At 70.8% G+C, this 22,301-nt stretch carries 19 protein-coding genes; 10 read left to right on the top strand and 9 right to left on the bottom strand.

What is annotated here, in order from left to right; genetic code table 11:
* From AC6CKD_RS28230 to AC6CKD_RS28210, 5 genes are all read left to right on the top strand, one after another.
* The coding region (locus AC6CKD_RS28230; protein ID WP_498331011.1) for an amidohydrolase family protein at positions 1-551 on the top strand (551 nt) is incomplete at its 5' end.
* A gap of 30 nt (positions 552-581) precedes the next feature.
* Complete coding sequence (locus AC6CKD_RS28225; protein WP_498331009.1) at positions 582-1,622, top strand: agmatine deiminase family protein; 1,041 nt, start codon at positions 582-584, stop codon at positions 1,620-1,622.
* A 32-nt stretch (positions 1,623-1,654) separates the two neighbouring features.
* Positions 1,655-2,275 carry a TetR/AcrR family transcriptional regulator gene (locus AC6CKD_RS28220; protein ID WP_498331007.1) on the top strand — a complete coding sequence of 207 codons (621 nt, stop codon included), beginning with the start codon at positions 1,655-1,657 and terminating at the stop codon, positions 2,273-2,275.
* A gap of 366 nt (positions 2,276-2,641) precedes the next feature.
* Positions 2,642-4,279: a citramalate synthase gene (gene cimA, locus AC6CKD_RS28215; protein WP_498331005.1), complete on the top strand. Its 1,638-nt coding sequence runs from the start codon at positions 2,642-2,644 to the stop codon at positions 4,277-4,279.
* 106 nt (positions 4,280-4,385) lie between these two features.
* Complete coding sequence (locus AC6CKD_RS28210; protein ID WP_498331003.1) at positions 4,386-5,756, top strand: hypothetical protein; 1,371 nt, start codon at positions 4,386-4,388, stop codon at positions 5,754-5,756.
* A gap of 57 nt (positions 5,757-5,813) precedes the next feature.
* Here AC6CKD_RS28210 and AC6CKD_RS28205 read toward each other — a convergent pair whose 3' ends face one another.
* Positions 5,814-6,431: a YceI family protein gene (locus AC6CKD_RS28205; protein WP_498331002.1), complete on the bottom strand. Its 618-nt coding sequence runs from the start codon at positions 6,429-6,431 to the stop codon at positions 5,814-5,816.
* Between the two features lie 274 nt (positions 6,432-6,705).
* Here AC6CKD_RS28205 and AC6CKD_RS28200 point away from each other — a divergent pair, with 274 nt between their 5' ends.
* The gene (locus tag AC6CKD_RS28200; protein ID WP_385380693.1) at positions 6,706-8,289 is read left to right on the top strand and encodes an acyl-CoA carboxylase subunit beta; all 1,584 of its coding nucleotides are present in this window, start codon (positions 6,706-6,708) and stop codon (positions 8,287-8,289) included.
* A gap of 23 nt (positions 8,290-8,312) precedes the next feature.
* Complete coding sequence (locus AC6CKD_RS28195) at positions 8,313-8,516, top strand: acyl-CoA carboxylase subunit epsilon (RefSeq protein WP_498330999.1); 204 nt, start codon at positions 8,313-8,315, stop codon at positions 8,514-8,516.
* A gap of 97 nt (positions 8,517-8,613) precedes the next feature.
* On the opposite strand, the gene AC6CKD_RS28190 is transcribed toward AC6CKD_RS28195, so the two are convergent.
* The 8 genes from AC6CKD_RS28190 to AC6CKD_RS28155 all read right to left on the bottom strand — a co-directional run bounded on the left by AC6CKD_RS28190 (position 8,614) and on the right by AC6CKD_RS28155 (position 19,103).
* Complete coding sequence (locus AC6CKD_RS28190; protein WP_007266770.1) at positions 8,614-9,198, bottom strand: GTP-binding protein; 585 nt, start codon at positions 9,196-9,198, stop codon at positions 8,614-8,616.
* Complete coding sequence (locus AC6CKD_RS28185; RefSeq protein WP_498330997.1) at positions 9,179-9,760, bottom strand: DUF742 domain-containing protein; 582 nt, start codon at positions 9,758-9,760, stop codon at positions 9,179-9,181. The genes AC6CKD_RS28190 and AC6CKD_RS28185 overlap by 20 nt, the downstream gene beginning before the upstream one ends.
* Positions 9,761-9,853: 93 nt before the next feature.
* Positions 9,854-10,267 carry a roadblock/LC7 domain-containing protein gene (locus AC6CKD_RS28180; RefSeq protein ID WP_498331030.1) on the bottom strand — a complete coding sequence of 138 codons (414 nt, stop codon included), beginning with the start codon at positions 10,265-10,267 and terminating at the stop codon, positions 9,854-9,856.
* Positions 10,268-10,277: 10 nt separating this feature from the next.
* Positions 10,278-13,490: a sensor histidine kinase gene (locus AC6CKD_RS28175; RefSeq protein ID WP_498330995.1), complete on the bottom strand. Its 3,213-nt coding sequence runs from the start codon at positions 13,488-13,490 to the stop codon at positions 10,278-10,280.
* Between the two features lie 307 nt (positions 13,491-13,797).
* The gene (locus AC6CKD_RS28170) at positions 13,798-14,382 is read right to left on the bottom strand and encodes a GTP-binding protein (protein ID WP_385229961.1); all 585 of its coding nucleotides are present in this window, start codon (positions 14,380-14,382) and stop codon (positions 13,798-13,800) included.
* Positions 14,363-14,755: a DUF742 domain-containing protein gene (locus tag AC6CKD_RS28165; protein ID WP_243337752.1), complete on the bottom strand. Its 393-nt coding sequence runs from the start codon at positions 14,753-14,755 to the stop codon at positions 14,363-14,365. Before AC6CKD_RS28165 ends, AC6CKD_RS28170 begins: the two co-directional genes overlap by 20 nt.
* Before the next feature lie 151 nt (positions 14,756-14,906).
* Complete coding sequence (locus AC6CKD_RS28160) at positions 14,907-15,320, bottom strand: roadblock/LC7 domain-containing protein (protein ID WP_008739864.1); 414 nt, start codon at positions 15,318-15,320, stop codon at positions 14,907-14,909.
* 9 nt (positions 15,321-15,329) lie between these two features.
* Positions 15,330-19,103, bottom strand: coding sequence for a sensor histidine kinase (locus tag AC6CKD_RS28155; RefSeq protein WP_498330993.1), 3,774 nt, complete (start codon positions 19,101-19,103; stop codon positions 15,330-15,332).
* 602 nt (positions 19,104-19,705) lie between these two features.
* On the opposite strand from AC6CKD_RS28155, the gene AC6CKD_RS28150 reads away from it, so the two are divergent.
* The 3 genes from AC6CKD_RS28150 (at position 19,706) to gltX (ending at position 22,283) form a co-directional block, all read left to right on the top strand.
* Positions 19,706-19,891 (top strand): hypothetical protein, encoded by a 186-nt coding sequence (locus AC6CKD_RS28150; RefSeq protein WP_498330992.1) that lies wholly within the window; start codon positions 19,706-19,708, stop codon positions 19,889-19,891.
* Positions 19,892-20,005: 114 nt separating this feature from the next.
* The gene (locus AC6CKD_RS28145; RefSeq protein ID WP_498330991.1) at positions 20,006-20,812 is read left to right on the top strand and encodes a fumarylacetoacetate hydrolase family protein; all 807 of its coding nucleotides are present in this window, start codon (positions 20,006-20,008) and stop codon (positions 20,810-20,812) included.
* On the top strand, positions 20,805-22,283 hold the full coding sequence (gltX, locus tag AC6CKD_RS28140) for a glutamate--tRNA ligase (RefSeq protein ID WP_498330990.1): 1,479 nt from the start codon (positions 20,805-20,807) through the stop codon (positions 22,281-22,283). Before AC6CKD_RS28145 ends, gltX begins: the two co-directional genes overlap by 8 nt.
* The last annotated feature ends 18 nt before the right edge of the window (positions 22,284-22,301 follow it).

Here is a 22,301-nt window from a genome sequence, read left to right as displayed (position 1 = left end):
GCGAGCTGGGGCCGCTGGCCGGCGACGGCGAGGGCGACGACAACGCCCGCGTACTGCGCTACATGGCCAAGCTGACCATCAACCCGGCCATCGCCCACGGCCTGGCCCACGAGATCGGCTCCATCGAGGTCGGCAAGCTCGCCGACATCGTGCTGTGGCGCCCCCAGTTCTTCGGCGCCAAGCCGCAGCTCGTCCTCAAGTCCGGCTTCCCCGCCTACGGGGTCACCGGCGACCCCAACGCCGCCACCGACACCTGCGAACCGCTGGTCCTCGGACCGCAGTTCGGCTCGTACGGGGCCACCGCGGCCGACATCTCCGTCGCCTTCGTCTCGGCCGCGGCGGCGGCCCTGGGCGGCGACGAGATGCCGACCCGCAGGCGCAGGGTCGCCGTCCGCGGCACCCGGGGCATCGGCCCCGGGAACCTGCTCCTCAACTCCCGGGTGGGCGCGGTCGATGTGGACGCGCGCAGCGGACTCGTCTCCCTCGACGGGGAACCCCTGCGCTCCGAAGCCGCCGAATCGGTCTCCCTCAACCGCCTGTACTTCCTTTAAGTCAGCAGAGCTTTTAAGGACCCCCCTGCCATGACCCGCACCACGCCCGTGAACGCCGGATTCCGGATGCCCGCCGAGTGGACGCCCCACGAGCGCACCTGGATGGCCTGGCCCAGCCCCAACCCCACCTTCACCACCGAGCAGGAGCTCGCCGAAGCGCGCGAGGCCTGGGGCGCCGTGGCCCGCGCGGTCCGCTCGTACGAGCCCGTGACCCTCGTCGTCTCGCCCGGGGACGCGGACAGCGCACGCGCCGTGGTGGGCGAGGACATCGAGCTGGTCGAGCGCGAGCTCGACGACGCCTGGATGCGCGACATCGGCCCGACCTTCGTCACCAACGAGGCCGGCGAGCTGGCCGCCGTCGACTGGACCTTCAACGGCTGGGGCGCCCAGGAGTGGGCCCGCTGGGACCACGACTCGAAGATCGCCCGCGAGATCTCCGGCATCGCCGGGACCCGCACCTATAGCACCGCGCTGGTCAACGAGGGCGGCGCCATCCACGTGGACGGCGAGGGCACCGTGCTCCTCACCGACACCGTGCAGCTGGGCAAGGGCCGCAACCCCGACTGGACCCGCGAGCAGGTCGAGGCCGAGATCCACGCCCACCTGGGCACCACCAAGGCGATCTGGCTCCCGTACGGCCTGGCAGGCGACTACGGCACCTACGGCACGCAGGGCCACGTGGACATCGTCGCCGCCTTCGCCCGCCCCGGGGTGGTCATGGTCCACAGCCAGCCCGACCCGGCCCACCCGGACCACGAGCGCGGCAAGACCATCGCCGCCATACTCCGCGCGTCCACCGACGCCCGGGGCCGGCAGCTCCAGGTCGTGGAGATCCCGGCGCCGACCGTGCTGGAGGAGGACGGGGAGTGGGTCGACTACTCCTACATCAACCACTACCTCTGCAACGGCGGCGTGGTCCTGTGCGCCTTCGACGACCCGCGCGACGAGGAGGCGGCGGAGATCTTCCGCGGTCTGTTCCCCGAGCGGACCGTGACGCTCGTCGACGCACGTACGATTTTCGCCGGGGGTGGCGGTATCCACTGCATCACCCAGCAGCAGCCGAAGGTCTGACCCGAGAGGGCGGCCGGGACGAGGAGTGGGCCATGGTGGCGGGTGAGGTACGTGCCGCGCGCAAGAACGCGCCGCCGCGCGAGGACGTACTGGTCGCCGCCATGGCCACCATCGCCGAACGCGGCCTGGACGGTCTGACCATGGCCGGCCTGGGCCGCCAGGTCGGCATGAGCAGCGGCCACCTCCTCTACTACTTCCGCACCAAGGACGAGCTCCTGCTCCAGACCCTGGAGTGGAGCGAGGCGGCGCTCGGCACCCGCCGCCGCGCCCTGCTGTCCCGCCGCGGCCCGGCGCGCGAGCGGCTGCAGTCGTACGTGGACCTGTACGTGCCCGAGGGCCCGCGGGATCCGCACTGGACGCTGTGGCTGGAGGTCTGGAACCGCTCGCAGAACGCGGGGCCGGGGGAGCGGGACCGCCAGGGGGCCATCGAGGGCGCCTGGCACCGCGACCTGGTGGCCCTGCTCGCCGAGGGCATCTCGCGCGGAGAGTTCCGGCCGGTCGACCCGGACCGCTTCGCGGCCCGGCTGCGGGCCCTGCTCGACGGGTTCAGCATCCAGGTCGCCGTCGGCCTGCCCGGGATAGGGCGGGGCGACATCCTCGACCACGTCAGCGAGTTCCTCAGTGAGGCGCTGACCCCGGGGGCCGGAGGCTGAGTCGGCGACCCGGCCCGCCGGCCCGGCCGGCGGCTCCGCCCGCCGCGCGGACGGGTGTGCCCGCATGCTGAGATCCTTGTCCACCCGCGGCATGCGGTATGGCAGACTGCCGACGTGCCTGCTCAGCTCATGATTATGGACAGCAGCGCGCCGGTCCCCAGTGGCCGCTGAGCCGCGGAAGAACTTCGCGGAGGCGGCCACCGTGCCCCAGACCCGCGCGCAGACCTCTCGCACCCGCGAGAGGTCTTTTCGTTTTCCGGCCACGAACATGCCGGGATCGGGCAGCGCGCGATGATGGGGGCAGTGGCGTCGGCCTGCCCGAGGGCGGGCATCCGGAACCACCCATCCGACAGGAGTCAGATCAGCATGACGACGACAGAGGCGACCGAGCCGACTGCGCCGGCTTCGGGCCCCGGCCCCGACGACGGGTTCCACGTCTTCGACACGACCCTGCGCGACGGTGCCCAGCGTGAGGGCATCAACCTCACGGTCGCGGACAAGCTGACGATCGCCCGGCACCTGGACGACTTCGGGGTGGGTTTCATCGAGGGCGGCTGGCCCGGCGCCAACCCCCGCGACACGGAGTTCTTCTCCCGTGCCCGCGCGGAGATCGACTTCAAGCACGCCCAGCTCGTCGCCTTCGGCGCCACCCGCCGGGCGGGCGGCTCGGCCGCCACCGACCCGCAGGTCCGCGCCCTGCTGGAGTCCGGCGCCCCGGTGATCACCCTGGTCGCCAAGTCCCACGACCGGCACGTCGAGCTCGCCCTGCGCACCACTCTGGACGAGAACCTGGAGATGGTCCGCGACACCGTCGCCCACCTGGTCTCCCAGGGCCGCCGGGTCTTCGTCGACTGCGAGCACTTCTTCGACGGCTACCGGGCGAACGCCGAGTACGCGAAGTCCGTCGTACGCGCCGCCCACGAGGCGGGCGCCGACGTCGTGGTCCTCTGCGACACCAACGGCGGCATGCTGCCCGCGCAGATCACCGCGACCGTGGCGACCGTACTGGCCGACACCGGCGCCCGCCTGGGCATCCACGCCCAGGACGACACCGGCTGCGCCGTGGCGAACACGCTGGCCGCCGTGGACGCGGGCGCCACCCACGTGCAGTGCACCGCGAACGGCTACGGCGAGCGGGTCGGCAACGCCAACCTCTTCCCGGTCGTCGCCGCGCTGGAGATCAAGTACGGCCGCACGGTCCTCCCGGCGGGCGCCCTGGCCGAGATGACCCGGATCTCGCACGCCATCGCCGAGGTCGTCAACCTCACCCCCTCCACGCACCAGCCCTACGTCGGCGTCTCCGCCTTCGCGCACAAGGCGGGCCTGCACGCCTCGGCCATCAAGGTCGACCCGGACCTGTACCAGCACATCGACCCCGCGCGGGTCGGCAACACCATGCGGATGCTCGTCTCCGACATGGCCGGCCGGGCCTCCATCGAGCTCAAGGGCAAGGAGCTCGGCGTCGACCTCGGCGGGGACCGCGCGCTGGTCTCCCGGGTGGTCGAGCGGGTCAAGGAGCGGGAGCTCCAGGGCTACACGTACGAGGCCGCCGACGCCTCCTTCGAGCTGCTGCTGCGCGCCGAGGCCGAGGGCCGGGCGCGCAAGTACTTCCGCATCGAGTCCTGGCGGGCCATCGTCGAGGACCGCCCCGACGGCACGCACGCCAACGAGGCCACGGTGAAGCTGTGGGCCAAGGGCGAGCGGATCGTCGCGACGGCGGAGGGCAACGGCCCGGTCAACGCGCTGGACCGCGCGCTGCGGGTCGCCCTGGAGCGCTTCTACCCCCAGCTTGCGAAGTTCGAGCTGATCGACTACAAGGTCCGCATCCTGGAGGGCACACACGGCACGGCGTCCACGACCCGGGTCCTGGTGACCACGACGGACGGCAGCCGCGAATGGAACACGGTCGGCGTCGCCCCGAACGTGATCGCGGCCTCCTGGCAGGCCCTGGAAGACGCCTTCACCTACGGCCTGCTGCACGCGGGCGTGGAGCCGGCGGAGTAGTCGGCGCAAGCCGTCTCGCCGCGCTCCGGCGGGGTGAGACGGCGCGACGGATGTCCCTTATGTTCCGCTTACCCAACATTTCGCCCCTTCGGGTAGCGTCGTGGGTATGAGGACCAGGCTTACATCCGCACTTCTTGGATCGCTGCTGGCCGCTCTGCTGCTGGCGCTGTCCGCGACCGCGCTGCTGGTCGCCCCGCAGGCGTCGGCCGCCGACGGGACCACCACCGTGGCGGAGGCCCTCAAGAAGGGCCCGGTCTACGTGGACCCGCGCGCCGAGGCGCAGCTGCCGCCCGCGCAGGCGGACGCGCTCGCGAAGAAGATCAAGGACGCCGGGAAGCCGGTGTTCGTGGCCGTGCTGCCGGCCACCGCCGAGTTCCCCGCCGCCAGCGTGCTCAAGACGGTCCGTACCGAGACCGGCATCACCGGGCTCTACGCGATCCGGCTCGGGGACGGCTTCAACGCCGGGGCCGACCGGGCCGTCATGCCGGGCAACGCGGTCCGCAACCTGGTCGACGCCGTCAAGGCGGGCGGACCCGCCGACGCGACCGCGAGCACCGAGCTCAACGCCTTCGTCGACCAGGCCCTCGCCCAGGCCAAGGGCAAGGCCCCGGCCTCCTGGGGCACCGCGAGCACCGACAGCGGCGCCCCGGTGGGCGCTCTGATCGGGCTCGGCGTGGTGGCCGCCGTCGGCGGTGGCGGGGCGTACGTGCTGGTCAAGCGCAACCGGAAGAAGAAGGAAGAGCTCCGCCGCGAGTCCATCGCCCGGCTGAGCGTGGTCGTCGACGAGGACATCACGGCCTTCGGCGAGGAGCTGGAGCGCCTCGACTTCCACCCCGGTGAGCCCGGCGCCGACGACGCCATGCGCACGGACTACGAGCAGGGGCTCGACTCGTACGAGAAGGCCAAGCGGATCATGGCCTCCGTGCAGCACCCCGAAGAGGTCAAGGGCGTCACGCAGGCGCTGGAGGACGGCCGGTACGCCCTGGCCCGCCTCGACGCCCGCCGACAGGGCCGGCCGCTGCCCGAGCGCCGCGCGCCCTGCTTCTTCGACCCGCGCCACGGGCCGAGCACCGAGGACGCCACCTGGGCCCCGGCGGGCGGGGCCGCCCGTACCGTCCCGGTCTGCGCGGCGGATGCCGTCCGGCTGCGCGACGGCCTGGACCCGGAGGTCCGCACCGTCGACACCGAGCACGGCCGGCGCCCCTACTACGACGCCGGCCCGGCGTACGGTCCCTGGGCCGGCGGCTACTTCGGCGGCGGCATCCTGCCCGGCCTGCTCATGGGCACGATGCTCGGTTCGATGATGTCCAGTCCGGCCTACGCCTCCGACTTCGGCGGAGGCAACGGCTTCGACGGCGGGGGCTTCGACGGCGGCGACGCCTCCGGGGCCGACTTCAACCCGTCCGACTTCGGCGGCGGGGACTTCGGCGGCGGAGGCGGCTTCGACGGCGGAGGGTTCGGCGGGGGCGACTTCTGAGCCGCCCCCGGGCCCGATCCCGGCGTCGAACCGTCCTGATCCCGGCTCCGGCCGGGGTCAGGCCTGCTTGATCGCGGAGATGTCGAAGGTCAGCTTCACCTTGTCGCTGACCATCACGCCGCCGGCCTCCAGGGCCGCGTTCCAGGTCAGGCCCCAGTCGGAGCGGAGGATCTCGGCCGAGCCCTCGAACCCGACGCGCTCGTTGCCGTAGACGTCGGTGGCCGAGCCGCCGAACTCCAGGTCGATGGAGAGCGGGCGCGTGACGTCCTTGATGGTCAGCTCGCCGGTGATGCGGTACATGTCGCCGCCGAGCTGCTGCGCCTCGGCGGAGCGGAAGGTCATCAGCGGGAAGGTTTCGGCGTCGAAGAAGTCCCCGGAGCGCAGGTGCCCGTCGCGGTCGCCGATGCCGGTGTCGACGGAGGCGATCTTCACGTCGATGGAGGCCGTCGAGCGGGAGGGGTCGGAGCCGTCCAGGCGCAGGGTGCCCTCGTGGTCGGCGAAGGTGCCGCGCACGTTGGTGACCATCGCGTGGCGGACGGTGAACCCGATGCTGCTGTGGGAGGCGTCGATGGCGTAGTCACCGGTGAGAGCGGCGAGGGCCGGGTCCACGTCGAGGGTGGCGACGGCGGTCGCGGCGTTGGCGGTGTCCTGCGTGCGGCGGGTGAAGAGACCCATGGCTTCTCCTTGGTAGGGGTGCCGCTCGATGTCCGGCACTAGTTGAACTTTCAACAACAACGACGCTAGACCCATTCCGTTCAAATTTCAACCTCTGGGTTCCTGGTGCCCCCCGGCGCGGGAGTTTTGTGAGAAGCCCACAAAGGACCAGCGTCCTGCCTGGTGGGCCCCGCTTATCCCGCAGCGGTTCTGTCCGGGCCGGACAGCGGAAGACACCCGACACTGTGTGGATTCGACGGAGGGTTTTACCCGTCCGGCTTCGTAAGGTCATTACATGACCGTTGTGGACCAGATTCCGAGCGAGCCGACGGACGCCCGTGGGCGTGTGGCCGAGCTGCACGACCTGCGCGAGCAGGCGCGGCGCGGCCCGAGCGACCGGGCGACCGAAGCGCAGCACGCCAAGGGCAAGCTCACCGCCCGTGAGCGCATCGCGCTGCTGCTCGACGAGGGTTCCTTCAAGGAGGTCGAGCAGCTGCGTCGCCACCGCGCGACGGGGTTCGGCCTGGAGGCCAAGAAGCCGTACACCGACGGTGTCATCACCGGCTGGGGCACGGTCGAGGGCCGCACGGTCTTCGTCTACGCGCACGACTTCCGCATCTTCGGCGGCGCCCTGGGTGAGGCCCACGCCACGAAGATCCACAAGATCATGGACATGGCCATCGCGGCCGGTGCCCCGCTGGTCTCCCTCAACGACGGCGCCGGCGCCCGTATCCAGGAGGGCGTCTCCGCGCTCGCCGGGTACGGCGGCATCTTCCAGCGCAACACCAAGGCCTCGGGCGTCATCCCGCAGATCTCGGTGATGCTGGGCCCCTGCGCCGGCGGCGCGGCCTACTCCCCGGCGCTGACGGACTTCGTGTTCATGGTCCGGGAGACCTCGCAGATGTTCATCACCGGCCCGGACGTCGTCCGCGCGGTGACCGGCGAGGAGATCACCCAGAACGGCCTCGGCGGCGCGGACGTGCACGCCGAGACCTCCGGCGTCGCGCACTTCGCCTACGACGACGAGGAGACCTGCATCTCCGAGGTCCGCTACCTCATCACGATGCTGCCCTCCAACAACCGCGAGAACCCGCCGGTCCACGAGACCAGCGACCCGGCCGACCGCCGGTCCGAGGTCCTGCTGGACCTGGTGCCCGCCGACGGCAACCGCCCGTACGACATGCTCAAGGTCATCGAGGAGCTCGTCGACGAGGGCGACGTCCTGGAGATCCACGAGCGCTGGGCCCGCAACATCATCTGCGCGCTCGCGCGGATGGACGGCCAGGTCGTCGGAATCGTCGCCAACCAGCCCGGCCACCTCGCCGGCGTCCTGGACATCCACGCCTCCGAGAAGGCGGCGCGCTTCGTCCAGCTCTGCGACGCCTTCAACATCCCGATCATCACCCTCCTGGACGTCCCCGGCTTCCTGCCGGGCGTCGACCAGGAGCACGGCGGCATCATCCGCCACGGCGCCAAGCTGCTGTACGCGTACTGCAACGCGACCGTGCCGCGGATCTCGCTGATCCTGCGCAAGGCCTACGGCGGTGCGTACATCGTCATGGACTCCCAGTCCATCGGCGCCGACCTCACCTACGCCTGGCCGACCAACGAGATCGCCGTGATGGGCGCCGAGGGCGCCGCCAACGTCATCTTCCGCAAGCAGATCGCGGACGCCGAAGACCCCGAGGCGATGCGCGCGCGCATGGTCAAGGAGTACAAGGCCGAGCTGATGCACCCGTACTACGCGGCCGAGCGGGGCCTCGTCGACGACGTCATCGACCCCGCCGAAACCCGCGAGGTCCTCGTCGCCGCCCTCGCGATGCTCCGCAACAAGCACGCCGACCTGCCGTCCCGCAAGCACGGCAACCCGCCCCAGTAGACGTCGAAGGAGAACTGCCACCGATGAGCAACGCGAACGGCACCCTGCTGAAGGTAGAGAAGGGCAACGCCGAGCCCGAGGAGCTGGCCGCGATCACCGCGATCCTGCTCGCCCGCGCCGCGTCCGCCCCCGAGGAGACCTCGGCCGCCGCCGTCCGCTCCCAGGCCGGCTGGCGCCGCCTTGAGCGCACCCCCGGCTTCCGCGGCCCGCGCAGCTGGCAGGGCTAGTACGCGAAGCCGCGCGCGCACCACGTGAAAAGCCCCCCGCACTCCTTCGAGTGCGGGGGGCTTTCGCGTACGACCGGGCCGCGCCGGCCCGGGACGGCTACCGCAGGCGGGCCATCAGGGCGTGCTCGACCAGGGTGATGAGCGCGCTCTTGGCGTCCGCGCGGTGGCGGGCGTCGGTGGTGATGATGGGGGCGTCCGGGCCGATCTGCAGGGCCTCGCGGACTTCCTCCGGGGTGTAGGGCTGGTGCCCGTCGAAGCCGTTGAGGGCGATGACGAAGGGCAGGCCGCTGTTCTCGAAGTAGTCGACGGCGGGGAAGCAGTCGGCGAGACGGCGGGTGTCGACGAGGACCACGGCGCCGATCGCGCCGCGGACGAGGTCGTCCCACATGAACCAGAAGCGGTCCTGACCGGGGGTACCGAAGAGGTACAGGATCAGGTCCTGGTCCAGGGTGATGCGGCCGAAGTCCATGGCGACCGTGGTGGTCGTCTTGTCCCCGGTGTGGGTCAGGTCGTCGATGCCGGCGGAGGCGCTCGTCATGACGGCCTCGGTGCGCAGGGGGTTGATCTCGGAGACGGCGCCGACGAACGTGGTCTTGCCCACGCCGAAGCCACCCGCCACCACGATCTTCGCGGAGGTGGTGGAGCGAGGAGCCGCTCCGCCGTTAGAGCTTGCGAAGTCCACTGAGCACCCTTTCGAGCAGTGTCACATCTGGCTGGCCGCCGGCGGACTCGTCGCCGCCGGGCTGGTGGATGGCTACGAGACCCGCCTCGGCCAGGTCGGCGACGAGGATCCGGGCTACGCCAAGAGGAATGGAGAGAAGTGCCGAGATCTCCGCGACGGATTTGATCTCCTGGCACAGGAGGCAGATGCGCTGGTGCTCGGGCAACTGCCCTTGCAGCCGCGCGGGATCGGCCGTGGTGCTGACCAGTGCCTCGATGGCGAGCTGGTAGCGCGGTCGGGTCCGGCCGCCGGTCATCGCGTACGGACGCACCAGCGGGTTGTGCGCCTGCGGGCGTCCGCCGCGCGGAGGCTGCTGCGAGGACCGGTACTGCCCGGCCTGCTGCGGCCGGCCGTACGGCGGCTGCTGGTACGGCTGCTGCTGCTGGTACGGCTGACCGGAGGCCGGGTCGTGCTCCGGCGAGGGCCGGTTGCTGGGAGCGGAAGGAAAGTTGAAGCGGTTCTGGTCGTGCCCACCCTGCGGCTGCTGCGCGCCGCCATAGGGATGTCCTCCGGGTGTTGTCACGTTTCCTCCTCCGACTCCAAGTACGCAGTACTCCCTGTGGAACTGCGCCACCGCACCCTATGGTGCGGTGACGCGAAACGCACTGCCTGTCTGCTAGTTGAGAAGTCCGCCCTGCAGTTCCGCGCGCAGGTCCGGGGTGAGGACAGTGCCGGCGCGGTCCACGAGGAGGGCCATCTCGTAACCCACGAGGCCGATGTCGCACTCGGGGTGCGCGAGCACCGCGAGCGAGGATCCGTCGGAGACCGACATCAGGAAGAGGAATCCCCGGTCCATCTCCACCACCGTCTGGTTGACGGCGCCGCCCTCGAAGATGCGGGAAGCACCCGCGGTGAGGGAGGTCAGCCCGGAGGCGACCGCGGCGAGCTGGTCGGCCCGGTCGCGGGGGAAGCCTTCGGACATGGCCAGAAGGAGGCCGTCGGCGGAGACCACCACCGTGTGAGACACCCCGGGGGTGTTGTCCACGAAGTTCGTGATCAACCAGTTCAGGTTTTGTGCCGCCTGGCTCATCGCGCTCACACTAACGCTCCTGGTCATAGCTGTTACTTGACTGCTCGGATCCCGCGTTGCGGCCCTGCTCGACGCCGCGTCGCAGGTTGCTCAACCTGCCACGGACGTCCTCCGGGGCCCGGGAGACCTGGGGTCCGCCCTGCGGAGTCGTCTCCGCGGCACCCTCGACCAGGTTGGCCTTGGGAACCCGCCGAGGGAGACCGGACTGGGTGACCCCGCCCGCCTTCGGCTCACGGAGCTTGGCGGCCTGCTGCCAGCGCTCGTCGTTGTTCGAGCGCCAGTCGGCGGGGCCTGCCGTTTCCTCGGTGGCCCGCTCCGGTGCCGCGGGCTGCTGCTGACGCGGCGGCCGCTGCTCGAAGAGGGATCCAGAGGACTCCGTTTCCTGCTGTCCCGGCCGCTGCTGCGGCTGGCTGCCGCGTCGCGGCAGGCCCGCCCCGGTCACCTGGTGGCCGGCGTCGGCAGTGGCGCCCGGACGGTCGAAGCCTACGCGCTCCGGGGCCGGTTCGGGAGCGGCCGGTGATTCCGATTCGGTCCCGTAATCCTGCTGGTAGGAGCCCGAGTAGGTGTTCTGCTGGGGCCACTCGGCCTCTGCAGAACGGGAATCGTACCCGCCGTCGTAGGCCGGTACTTCCTGTCGCTGATCCGTGTACTCGGCTTCCGGATAGGCGTACTCCTGCTGGGTGTACGCGTCGTATCCCTGCCCGGCCTGAGCGGATTCGTAACCGGGGCCGTAGCCCTGAGCGGGCTGCTGCTCGTAACCCTGGTACGGCTGGTACGCGTGCTCCGGCTGCGGTTCCGGATACTGCTCCGCGGGCGCCGTGGGCTCGTCGTACGACGGCTGCGCCTGCGGGTAGCCGACCTGCGCCTCCAGCGCGGCCCGGCGCTCCTCGCGGCCCAGGGACCGGCCGACGGGATCGGCGGCGGGCTCGTCGTAGCCCGGCTGGTCGGCCCGGTGGACCTCGTAGCGGGAGTCGTCGAAGCCGAGCTCGGCGGCCGTGCGCAGCGGGACCGCCTGCTGCGCCTGCTGGCGCGGGATCATCGAGGAGACCGTGAAGTCGTCCGCCGGGATCTCCTCGCCACCGCCACCGTGGGTGATGGCGTCGGGGAGCATGACCAGCGAGGTGGTGCCGGCGGCCTCGCCCGAGGGGCGCAGCTGGACGCGGATGCCGTGCCGGTCGGCCAGCCGGCCGACCACGAACAGGCCCATGCGCTGCGAGATCGCGGCGTCCACGGTCGGCGGGTTGGCCAGCTTGTGGTTGATGTCCGCGAAGTCCTCGGCGGTCAGGCCGATTCCCTTGTCGTGGATCTCGACCATGACCCGGCCGTCGGGCAGACGCGTCGCGTTGACCCGGACCTTGGTCTGCGGGGAGGAGAAGGTGGTGGCGTTCTCCAGCAGCTCGGCGAGCAGGTGCACGAGGTCGGTCACGGCCTGGCCGTGGATCTCGGCGTCGGAGACGCCAGACAGCTCGACGCGCTCGTACTGCTCCACCTCGGAGGAGGCGGCGCGCAGGACGTCGACCAGCGGGACCGGCTGGTCCCAGCGGCGGCCCGGCTCCTCACCCGCGAGGATGAGGAGGTTCTCGCCGTTGCGGCGCATACGGGTGGCCAGGTGGTCCAGGCGGAAGAGGTTCTCCAGCTGGTCCGGGTCGGCCTCGTTGTTCTCCAGCTCGGTGATCAGGCTCAGCTGGCCCTCGATCAGCGACTGGTTGCGCATGGAGAGGTTCGTGAAGATCGCGTTGACGTTGCCCCGCAGGAGGGCCTGCTCGGCGGCGAGCCGGACGGCCTCCCGGTGGACCTGGTCGAAGGCGCGGGCGACCTCGCCGATCTCGTCCTGGGAGTCGATCGGGATCGGCATCACGCGGGTGTCGACCTTGCCCGGGTCGGTGCGCGAGAGCTGGTCGACGAGCATCGGCAGGCGCTGCTCGGCGATGTCGAAGGCGGCGCCGCGCAGACGGCGCATCGCCTTGCCCATCTGGCGGGCCATCATGCCGGCCAGGATGAAGGCGGCGCCCAGGGCCACGACCACGATGGCGCCGGTCAGGATGGCGTCGTTGCGGGCCTCGTCGGAGACGGATCCGGCATCCTTGAGGGCCTTGTCGAGGAGTTCCTTCTCGAGCTGGTTGTAGCCGTCGAACTTGGCGGTCGCGGCGGCCTGCCAGGCCGCCGCGGTGGTACCGCCGAGGGCGAGCTTGGCGGGCTTCTCGCCGCTGGCTATCGCCTCGGTCATACCGGTGAGCGCGGAGTCGTTGACCACCGGCGGGGCGTTGAAGACGGTGCCGGCCTGCTCTGCCGCCTGCTTGGCGGCGGCGAGCTTGGCGGCGCCCTCCTGGGACTTCGCGCCCATGATGTCCTTGAGCCGCGCGACGTCCTCGTCGGTGCCGGCGGCGACGTACTCGCCGATGGCTATCTCTTCGAGGTACGCGTACGAGGAGAAGGCGACGAGCTGAGCCTTGCGGATCTCCTCGTTCTCGCTCGGCCGGACCAGCAGGTGCGTGCCCACCGAGCGCTGCAGCGAGTTCGCGGCCTTGGACAGTTCGAGGGCGTAGACCATGCGGCCGTACGAGGTCACGTTGCCGGTGCCGAGGCCGAGCTCGTTGGAGAACTGCATGAGGTAGTGCTGGACCAGCACGTACCCCTCTTCGGTCGGGATCGGGCCCATCGCCTTGGGGAGGGCCTTCTTAGGCGTCTCGAGCTGCGGCAGGTAGGCCGTCTTGCGGACCTGCTCCAGCTTCGGCTCCTCCTGGCGGAAGAGCTCCAGGCGGCGCTCCAGGCCCTGGCCCGCGGGCAGGTCCTTCGCGGCCTCGGCGAACTTGGCCTTGGCGGCGTCGGTGGCCGAGTAGGCCTTCAGGACGGGCTCGGACTCGCGCTGGCCCCTGAGCAGGGCCTCGGCCGTCAGGTCGCGCTCGTTCAGGAGCGCCTGGCCGTACTCGGCGGCGGCCTGGACGATGCCGGCGGTCTTCTCGGCGTCCTTGGCCTCGTCCCAGGTGTCGATGGAGCCCTTCACCTGGAAGCCGCCCATGACCAGTCCGACGAGGACCGGGACGAGCAGGATGGCGTTCAGACGGGTCGGCACGCGCCAGTTGCGGGGCGAGAACCTGCTGGTGCTGCCACCGCTCACGGATGGTTCCACGGGTACGTCAAAGGATGACGCGGCCGCGCGCGGCGGCGGGGTGAAGTTGCCGCGCGCGGGTTCATCCGCGGGGCTCGAGTTGCTTCGCCTCACTCGACCAACAACCTCTCGGCGGTGCTACTAGCTAGTTCGTTGAATTCCAGCACGGTTAACGGCCGTGTTCCAAACAGTTGAAATCGGCCCTTCCTAGAGCCTTATGCCCCACATAAATCGGACATAAAGAGCGTCCTGCGGCAAAAACGGGGCCAGTTGTGAGCGCAGCGGCACCGGGCGAACGCACCGTGTCGCCAACTCCCGGCAATTCTCTGTCGAAACGTTATGAACGAAGGGGGCGGGCCGTGTCGTATGACACAGCCCGCCCCCCAAAACCAGCCGATGAAACCCTTGTAGCGCGGAGCCCCTACTTGAGCCGCGCCATCAGGGCGTGCTCGACGAGCGTGATGAGCGCGCTCTTGGCGTCCGCGCGGTGGCGGGCGTCGGTGGTGATGATGGGGGCGTCCGGGCCGATCTGCAGGGCCTCGCGGACTTCCTCCGGGGTGTAGGGCTGGTGCCCCTCGAAGCCGTTGAGGGCCACGACGAAGGGCAGGCCGCTGTTCTCGAAGTAGTCCACGGCCGGGAAGCAGTCGGCCAGGCGCCGCGTGTCGACCAGGACGATCGCCCCGATCGCGCCGCGCACCAGGTCGTCCCACATGAACCAGAAGCGGTCCTGACCCGGGGTACCGAAGAGGTACAGGATCAGGTCCTGGTCCAGGGTGATGCGGCCGAAGTCCATGGCGACCGTGGTGGTCGTCTTGTCCCCGGTGTGGGTCAGGTCGTCGATGCCCGCGCTCGCGGACGTCATCACGGCCTCGGTGCGCAGCGGATTGATCTCGGAGACGGCGCCGACGAACGTGGTCTTGCCCACGCCGAAGCCACCCGCCACCACGATCTTCGCGGAGGTGGTGGAGCGAGGAGCCGCTCCACCGCTAGAGCTTGCGAAGTCCACTGAGAACCCTCTCGAGCAGCGTTACATCCGGCGTTCCGCCGGCCTCTCCATTGCCCGGCTGGTGGATGGCCACCATGCCGGCCTCCGCCAGGTCGGCGACGAGGATGCGGGCGACGCCGAGCGGCATGTTCAGCAGCGCGGAGACCTCCGCGACCGACTTGACCTCACGGCAGAGCGTGCAGATCCGCTGGTGCTCCGGAAGCAGCCCGGACAGGTGCATCGGATCGGCCGTGGTGCTGACCAGTGCCTCGATGGCGAGCTGGTAGCGCGGTCGGGTCCGGCCGCCGGTCATCGCGTACGGACGCACCAGCGGCTGGTCGCCTTCCGAGTACGAGTCTCCGTACTGATCGGAATAGGCGGGGGGCGGGGTCATTGATCCTCCGGGCTGGACAGCAAAGGTCAGCGTGCCGTCTGACGGGGCGGCCGGTGGGGGGACGGTATGACGGCCTGGCGGTGGTACTGGGTTCCGGGGCCGCGGCCCCGGTCCCCCGGCCGGCAGTACCGTCCGGCCGGGAGAGCGGCAGTCAGATGAGCAGGCTTCCCTGCAGTTCCGCGCGCAGGTCCGGGGTGAGGACACTGCCGGCGCGGTCCACGAGGAGGGCCATCTCGTAACCCACGAGGCCGATGTCGCACTCGGGGTGCGCCAGTACGGCCAGCGAGGATCCGTCGGAGACCGACATCAGGAAGAGGAATCCCCGGTCCATCTCCACCACCGTCTGGTTGACGGCGCCGCCCTCGAAGATGCGCGAGGCACCCGCGGTGAGGGAGGTCAGCCCGGAGGCGACCGCGGCGAGCTGGTCGGCCCGGTCGCGGGGGAAGCCTTCGGACATGGCCAGAAGGAGGCCGTCGGCGGAGACCACCACGGTGTGGGACACCCCGGGGGTGTTGTCCACGAAGTTCGTGATCAACCAGTTCAGGTTTTGTGCCGCCTGGCTCATCGAACTCAACTATCGCTCCTGCTGGTAAGTGGGGTCGATGTGGTAGCTGCCGGTGGCCGGGCCGGTGGTGCCGGCCTGCCGACCCTGCTGGATACCGCGTCGGAGGTTGGTGAGACGGCCGCGGACATCGTCCGGGGATCGCGAAACCTGGGGGCCGGCCTGTGCTTCGGCCTGCTGCTGCGCGGTGCCGGCCACGAGGTTCGCCCGCGGGACCCGGCGGGGCAGACCCGACGTGGTGATGCCGCCGGCGGCGGGCTGGCGCACGCGCTCGGCCTGCCGCATCAGCTCGTCGTTCGGCGAGGAGCGCCAGCTCACCGTCGGCGCGGCGCCGGTGGCCGTCTGCGCGGAGTCGGCCGGAGCCTGCTCCTGGCCGCGCTGCGGCAGCTCGTGCTGCTGCGGGCGCTGCGGGGAGGCGGGAGCCGGCGCGGACTGCTGCGCCTGCTGCTGGGGTACGGCCGTCGGCGCCTGCGCGGAGGACTGCTGAGCGGCCTCCTGGCGGAACCAGTTCGACTCCAGCGTGTCGAAGATCGGGCTGCGGCCCTCGCCGGTGCCCGGACCGGCCGGGGGCAGCGCCTCCGGACGGGGCGCCTGCGGCAGCCGCGGAGCCTCCGCGCGCGGAGGCGCTACGGGGGCGTAGTTGCCCTGGGGCTGCGGGGCCTGGCCGGGCTGGGCGTAGCCGCCGACACCGGGACCGCCGGGCCGCTGGGCCTGGAAGTCCTGGCGGGGGAACTGCCCGGTGGAAGCCGGGTCGGCGAAGTCCTGGCGGGCGAACTGGCCGGTGGAGGCCGGGTCGCCGAACTCGGGACGGGCGAACTGGCCCGTGGCGCCGTTGTCGTAGCCGCCGCTGCCGCCGGCCTGCGGGGCCGGGGCGTTGAAGTCGGGGCGGGGGAACTCGGACGTGGAACCGGGGCCCGACAGCTCGTCGTGGCCGCGCGGTACGTCGTGTCCGCGCTGGCCCGCACCCCAACTGGTGGCCTGGGGCATCGCGGCGGGTCCGCCGCCCGCACCCGGGAGCTCCGGACGGGGCGCGCCACCGCGCGGCGGAAGCTGCGGCCGGGGGCCGCGCGCGGCCGGGCCGCCGGACTGCTGCTGCGACTGCTGGGGCTGCTGCCCCTGCTGCTGCGGTGCCTGCTGCTGCTGAGGCTGCTGCTGCGGGCGCTCGAAGCCGTTGCCCTGCGGGAAGCCGCCGGGGCCGGACGCCGTGGGGGCGCCGGCCGGACGGGCCTGCGGACCGCCGAAGCCGCCCGGGGCACCGGGACCGGAGACCGGGCCGCGGCCCGGCAGCGGAGCACCGGAACCGAAGGTGCTCTGGGTCTGGCCGCCGGGGCCCTGCTGCTGCGGGGGCCGTCCGCCCTGCGGGCCGGGGCCCTGGGGCTGCCCGCCGGGGGCGCCGTCGCGGCCCGGCAGGGCCGCGCGCTGGCTGCCGGCGGAAACCTGGCCGCGCTGCGGGGCGGCGCCCACGGGGGGACGCGCGCCGGGAGCGGGTATCGAGCCCTGCGCCTGAGCGCCGGGACCGCCCTGACCGGGGGCGCCGGGGGAGCCCGGACCGCCCTGGCCGGGCATCGGGGCCGGCTTCTTGCCGCCCTGGGCGACGTCCACCGGCAGCATGACGAGGGCCGTCGTACCGCCCGAGTCGGAGGGGCGGAGCTGGATGCGGATGCCGTGTCGCAGGGACAGGCGGCCGACCACGAACAGGCCCATGCGGCGGGAGACGGAGACGTCCACGGTCGGCGGCGACGCGAGCCGCTCGTTGATCGCGGCGAGGTCCTCGGGGGAGAGGCCGATGCCGGTGTCGTGGATCTCCACGAGCACGCGGCCGTCGGGCAGCGCGTGACCGGTGACCTTGACCTTGGTCTGCGGGGAGGAGAACGAGGTGGCGTTCTCCAGCAGCTCGGCGAGCAGGTGCACGAGGTCGTTGACGACGCGGCCGGCGACGTCGGTGCCGGGCACCGACGAGAGTTCGATGCGCTCGTACTGCTCCACCTCGGACGCGGCGGCACGGAGCACGTCGACGAGCGGGACGGGGCGGGTCCACCGGCGGCCCGGCTCCTCGCCCGCGAGGACGAGGAGGTTTTCGCCGTTACGGCGCATGCGGGTCGCGAGGTGGTCGAGCTTGAAGAGCGAGGAGAGCTGGTCCGGGTCGGCCTCGCGCGACTCCAGCTCGGAGATGAGCGAGAGCTGGCGCTGGATGAGGCCCTGCGAACGGCGCGAGAGGTTGGTGAACATCGCGTTGACGTTGCCTCGCAGGAGGGCCTGCTCGGCGGCGAGGCGGACGGCCTCGCGGTGCACGTCGTCGAAGGCCGCGGCCACCTGTCCGATCTCGTCGCGGGTGTGCAGACCGACGGACTCCACCGTCGTGTCCACGTCCTGCGGGTCGGACTCGGAAAGCTGCTTGACGAGCTCGGGCAGCCGGTCCTGGGCGACGCGGGTCGCGGTGTCCTGGAGGCGGCGCAGCGAGCGGATCATCGAGCGGGCCATGACGAAGGCGCCGACGAGGGAGACGCCGAGGACGAGGAGGATCAGCGCACCGTTGATGAGCGCGTCGCGCTGCGACTCGTTCTTGAGCTCGCGGGCCTTCTGCTCCATGTCCTCGAGCAGGGTGAGCTCGATGACCTTCATGGCCTGGAGCTTGACGTCGTCCGCGTCGTACCAGTCCATCCAGGAGCGGTTCTTCTCCTTGGCGAACTGGTCCTTGTTGCCGAGCACGCGGCGGGCGTAGTGGTCGGCGGTGGCGATCTCCTGGTTGCCGTCGCCGAGCGCCGCGAGGAGCTCTTCGGGCTTGCCCTGGTAGACGAGCTCGAAGGTTTTCCTCGCCTGCTCTTCGCTGCTCTGCGCGGAGCGGGCGTACAGCCGGTCGTTCTCGGTGAGGTTGCCGGGGATCGCGGGGTCTGCCGGGAGCGCGGCGGCGATGATCGCGCGCTGGATCGAGGCGTACTCCTTGGCGGAGGAGAACGCGGCCAGGGCGCGGGTGCGCTTGATCATCTCGGGGTTCGAGGTGGCCTGCGCCATGTCCTGCGAGAGCGAGAGCAGCGAGACGACCAGCGCGTTGTACTCGGTGACGGTCTGCTGGGCGCCGTTCTGGTACGCGTTCTTGCGGATCTCTTCGAGGTTGTTGAGCCCGTGTGCGATCTGCAGGATGTTGTTGCGGATCGACCGGAGCGTCTCGTCGTTGCCCTCCGCGACGTCGACCTTGTCGGTCGCGGCGGCGAAGGCCCTGACGGCGGAGTCGGTCGAGTCGCGGACGCCCTGTACCTGGGTGTTGACCTTGCCCGACTTGTCGACCGACAGCGGACCGGCGGAGTTGTCACGCTCGGCCTGGAGCATGGCGGCCAGGTTGGTGGCCTGCCGGGTCATGGTCGTCAGCAGCTGCATGTGCTCCAGCTGCGCGATGTCGTTGAGCGAGTCGTTGATGCGGAAGCCACCGAGGGTGGTGGCGGCGACGACCGGCAGGGTCAGCAGCGACACCAGACGCGTGCTGATGCGCCAGTTCTGCATGGCGAGGCGGGAACCGGACCCACGCGAGGTCTGGGGTATCGCGACGTCGCGGCCGCCCGACTCGTCGTCGGCCTTGGATCCGCCCTTGGGCTTGGCCCGGCCCTTCGGCTTCACCGCGGCGGAGCCGTCGGGGCCCCCGCTCTCGACAGCCGGCCCGCGGTTCTGGGCGTGCTGGGGCGAGGAGCCACGGTCGGTCCCGCCGCGCGGGTCCTGCTCCGGCGCGGCTTCCCCACGGCCCTGACGGGCCTGGGGAGACCCCTTGTCATCCCTCTTGAATCGTCCCTGCACTAGCGTCGCAACCTCTGGACCAGGCGTCCCGCCGGGCGACCGGTGGGACGGTGTCGAGTCGTGGGGCAAATGCGCCCCATGGTGGTCGTCGGTGACCGGCGCGTCTCCCTCTCCGTTGCCGCCGCGCTCGGCGCTGTCTCGCGCCACCTGCGCGCCGGCTGATTCCCGCGGCGGTCCCGCGAATTCCAGCACAGAGGCGGATCTCCAACAAGGTGCGAGTTCCGCCCTGGACATTCGGTCACGTCTGGTGACGCATGCGCTACCCGTCGTGCGGGCCAATTCGTACGAAATCGGACTTACGTCGCCCAAACCCTGCGCCTGGCAAGGTGCCCAAGTCGAGATGATCAGGAGCGGAATGGCGCATTCAGTAGCGCAATGTCCGTTTTATGGTGCTGAATTGACTGACCGTAATGCCCGTAATGCCCGGCCACTGGTGAGCAAACTCACATACCCGTGGCCATTGCTTCCCGGTTCGGCGGGGGATTTGGATGTTTAGCCTTGAGCTTTACAGGGTTGCCGCGAGCGACAAGTGGCACCCCGAAGGCATTCCGACGGCACCCGCCGCACCATCCGACCTAGTGAGCCGAGGGCTTCGCACTCCGATGAAGACGACGATGATGTTCCGCAACATAGCCAACCCGCGCCGTACCACCCTCGCGCACCTCAAGGACGCCGAGGAGCTGCAGGCCGTTGCGGTCCCGGAGCACACCGTCGAGCTGCCGGCCCAGACCGCCAACCCGCGCCGCACCATCCTCATGGACGCGCCGCTCGCCGCCGCCGCGCAGTAGCCCTACGGCGCGGGCCCTCCGGGAAGGAATGCGCGCGAGGCGTCGGCCCCCACCGCGTTAGCCTGGAGTCCGCAGACTCCAGCCAGCGGAAATACAGAGGGGCAGACGCAACACGTGCGCATCGCCAGGTTCTCGATCGACGGCAATGTCGCGTTCGGCGCGGTCGAGGGCAGCACTGCCCCCGGCGCCGAAGGTGAGCTCGTCCTCGACATCATCAAGGGCATCCCGTTCGCGGACTTCGAGCTCTCGGGCACGAAGGTCCCGCTGAGCAAGGTCCGGCTGCTGCCGCCCGTGCTCCCGAACAAGGTCGTGGCCATCGGCCGCAACTACGCGGAGCACGCGGCGGAGCTGGGCAACGACATCTTCGACGGCGAAGGCCGTCTGGACGCCCCCATCACCTTCTTCAAGCCCTCCACCTCGGTGGTCGGCCCGGGCGACCCGATCGCGTACCCGTCCTTCTCCCAGGACCTCCACCACGAGGCGGAGCTCGCCGTGGTCATCGGCCGCATGTGCCGCGAGGTCCCGCGCGAGCGCGTCAAGGACGTCATCCTCGGCTACACCTGCGCCAACGACGTCACCGCGCGCGACGTCCAGCAGCGCGAGAAGCAGTGGGCCCGCGCCAAGGGCTTCGACAGCTCCTGCCCCCTCGGCCCCTGGATCGAGACGGACCTCGACCCGAGCGACCTGGCGATCCAGTGCACCGTCAACGGCGAACAGCGCCAGCTCGGCCGCACCAGCCAGATGGTCCGCTCCATCGAGGACCTGATCGTGCACATCACCGAGGCCATGACGCTGCTCCCGGGCGACGTCATCCTCACGGGGACCCCGGCCGGAGTCGGCCCCCTGAACGTCGGCGACGAGGTCGCCGTCACCATCGAAGGCATCGGCACTCTCACCAACAAGGTGATCAAGCGTGGCTAACGCGACCCCCCGCGTACGTTTCTGTCCGTCCCCGACCGGCAACCCCCACGTGGGTCTGGTCCGCACGGCCCTCTTCAACTGGGCGTTCGCCCGTCACCACGGCGGTACGTTCGTCTTCCGCATCGAGGACACCGACGCGGCCCGCGACTCCGAGGAGTCCTACGGCCAGCTGCTCGACTCGCTGCGCTGGCTCGGCTTCACCTGGGACGAGGGTCCCGAGGTCGGCGGCCCGCACGCCCCGTACCGCCAGTCCGAGCGCATGGACATCTACAAGGACGTCGCGCAGAAGCTCCTCGACGGCGGCTACGCCTACCACTGCTACTGCACCACCGAGGAGCTCGACGCCCGCCGCGCGGCCGCCCGTGCCGCGGGCAAGCCCTCCGGCTACGACGGCCACTGCCGCGAGCTGACCACCGTGCAGGTCGAGGCGTACCAGGGCGAGCACCGCTCCTCCATCGTCCGCTTCCGGATGCCCGACGAGCCGATCACCTTCACGGACCTGGTCCGCGGCGAGCTCACCTTCACCCCGGACAACGTGCCGGACTTCGGCATCGTCCGGGCCAACGGCGCTCCGCTGTACACGCTGGTCAACCCGGTCGACGACGCGTTGATGGAGATCACGCACGTCCTGCGCGGCGAGGACCTGCTCTCCTCCACCCCGCGCCAGATCGCCCTGTACAAGGCGCTGATCGAGCTGGGCGTCGCCAAGACCACCCCCGCCTTCGGCCACCTGCCGTACGTGATGGGCGAGGGCAACAAGAAGCTCTCCAAGCGCGACCCCGAGGCCTCGCTCAACCTGTACCGCGAGCGCGGCTTCCTCCCCGAGGGCCTGCTGAACTACCTCTCGCTGCTCGGCTGGTCCTTCTCCAAGGACCAGGACATCTTCTCGATCGAGGAGATGGTGGAGAAGTTCGACATCCCGGACGTCAACGCCAACCCGGCGCGCTTCGACCTCAAGAAGGCCGAGTCGATCAACGGCGACCACATCCGCCTGCTCGACCCGAAGGCCTTCGCGGACGCCTGCGCCCCGTGGCTGCGGGCCCCGCACGCCAACTGGGCGCCCGAGGACTTCGACGCCGCCGCCTGGGAGCGCATCGCGCCGTACGCCCAGACCCGCGTCACGGTCCTGTCCGAGATCACGGCCAACGTCGACTTCCTGTTCCTCAAGGAGCCGGTCGAGGACCAGGCCTCGTGGGACAAGGCGATGAAGGGCGAGCCGGCGGCCCTGCTGACGACGGCCCGCGAGAACCTGGCGGCCGCCGACTGGAACGACCCCGAGTCGCTCAAGCAGGCCGTCCTCACCGCCGGTGAGGCCCACGGCCTCAAGCTCGGCAAGGCCCAGGCCCCGGTCCGCGTCGCCGTCACCGGCCGCACGATCGGCCTGCCGCTCTTCGAGTCCCTCGAGATCCTGGGCAAGGACCGCTCCCTGTCCCGCATCGACGCGACCCTGGCGAAGCTCGCCACCGCGTAGGCACCACCCGTACCTCCC

Source organism: Streptomyces sp. GQ60, assembly GCF_059758875.1.
This window is presented reverse-complemented; position numbering and strand designations above follow the sequence as displayed.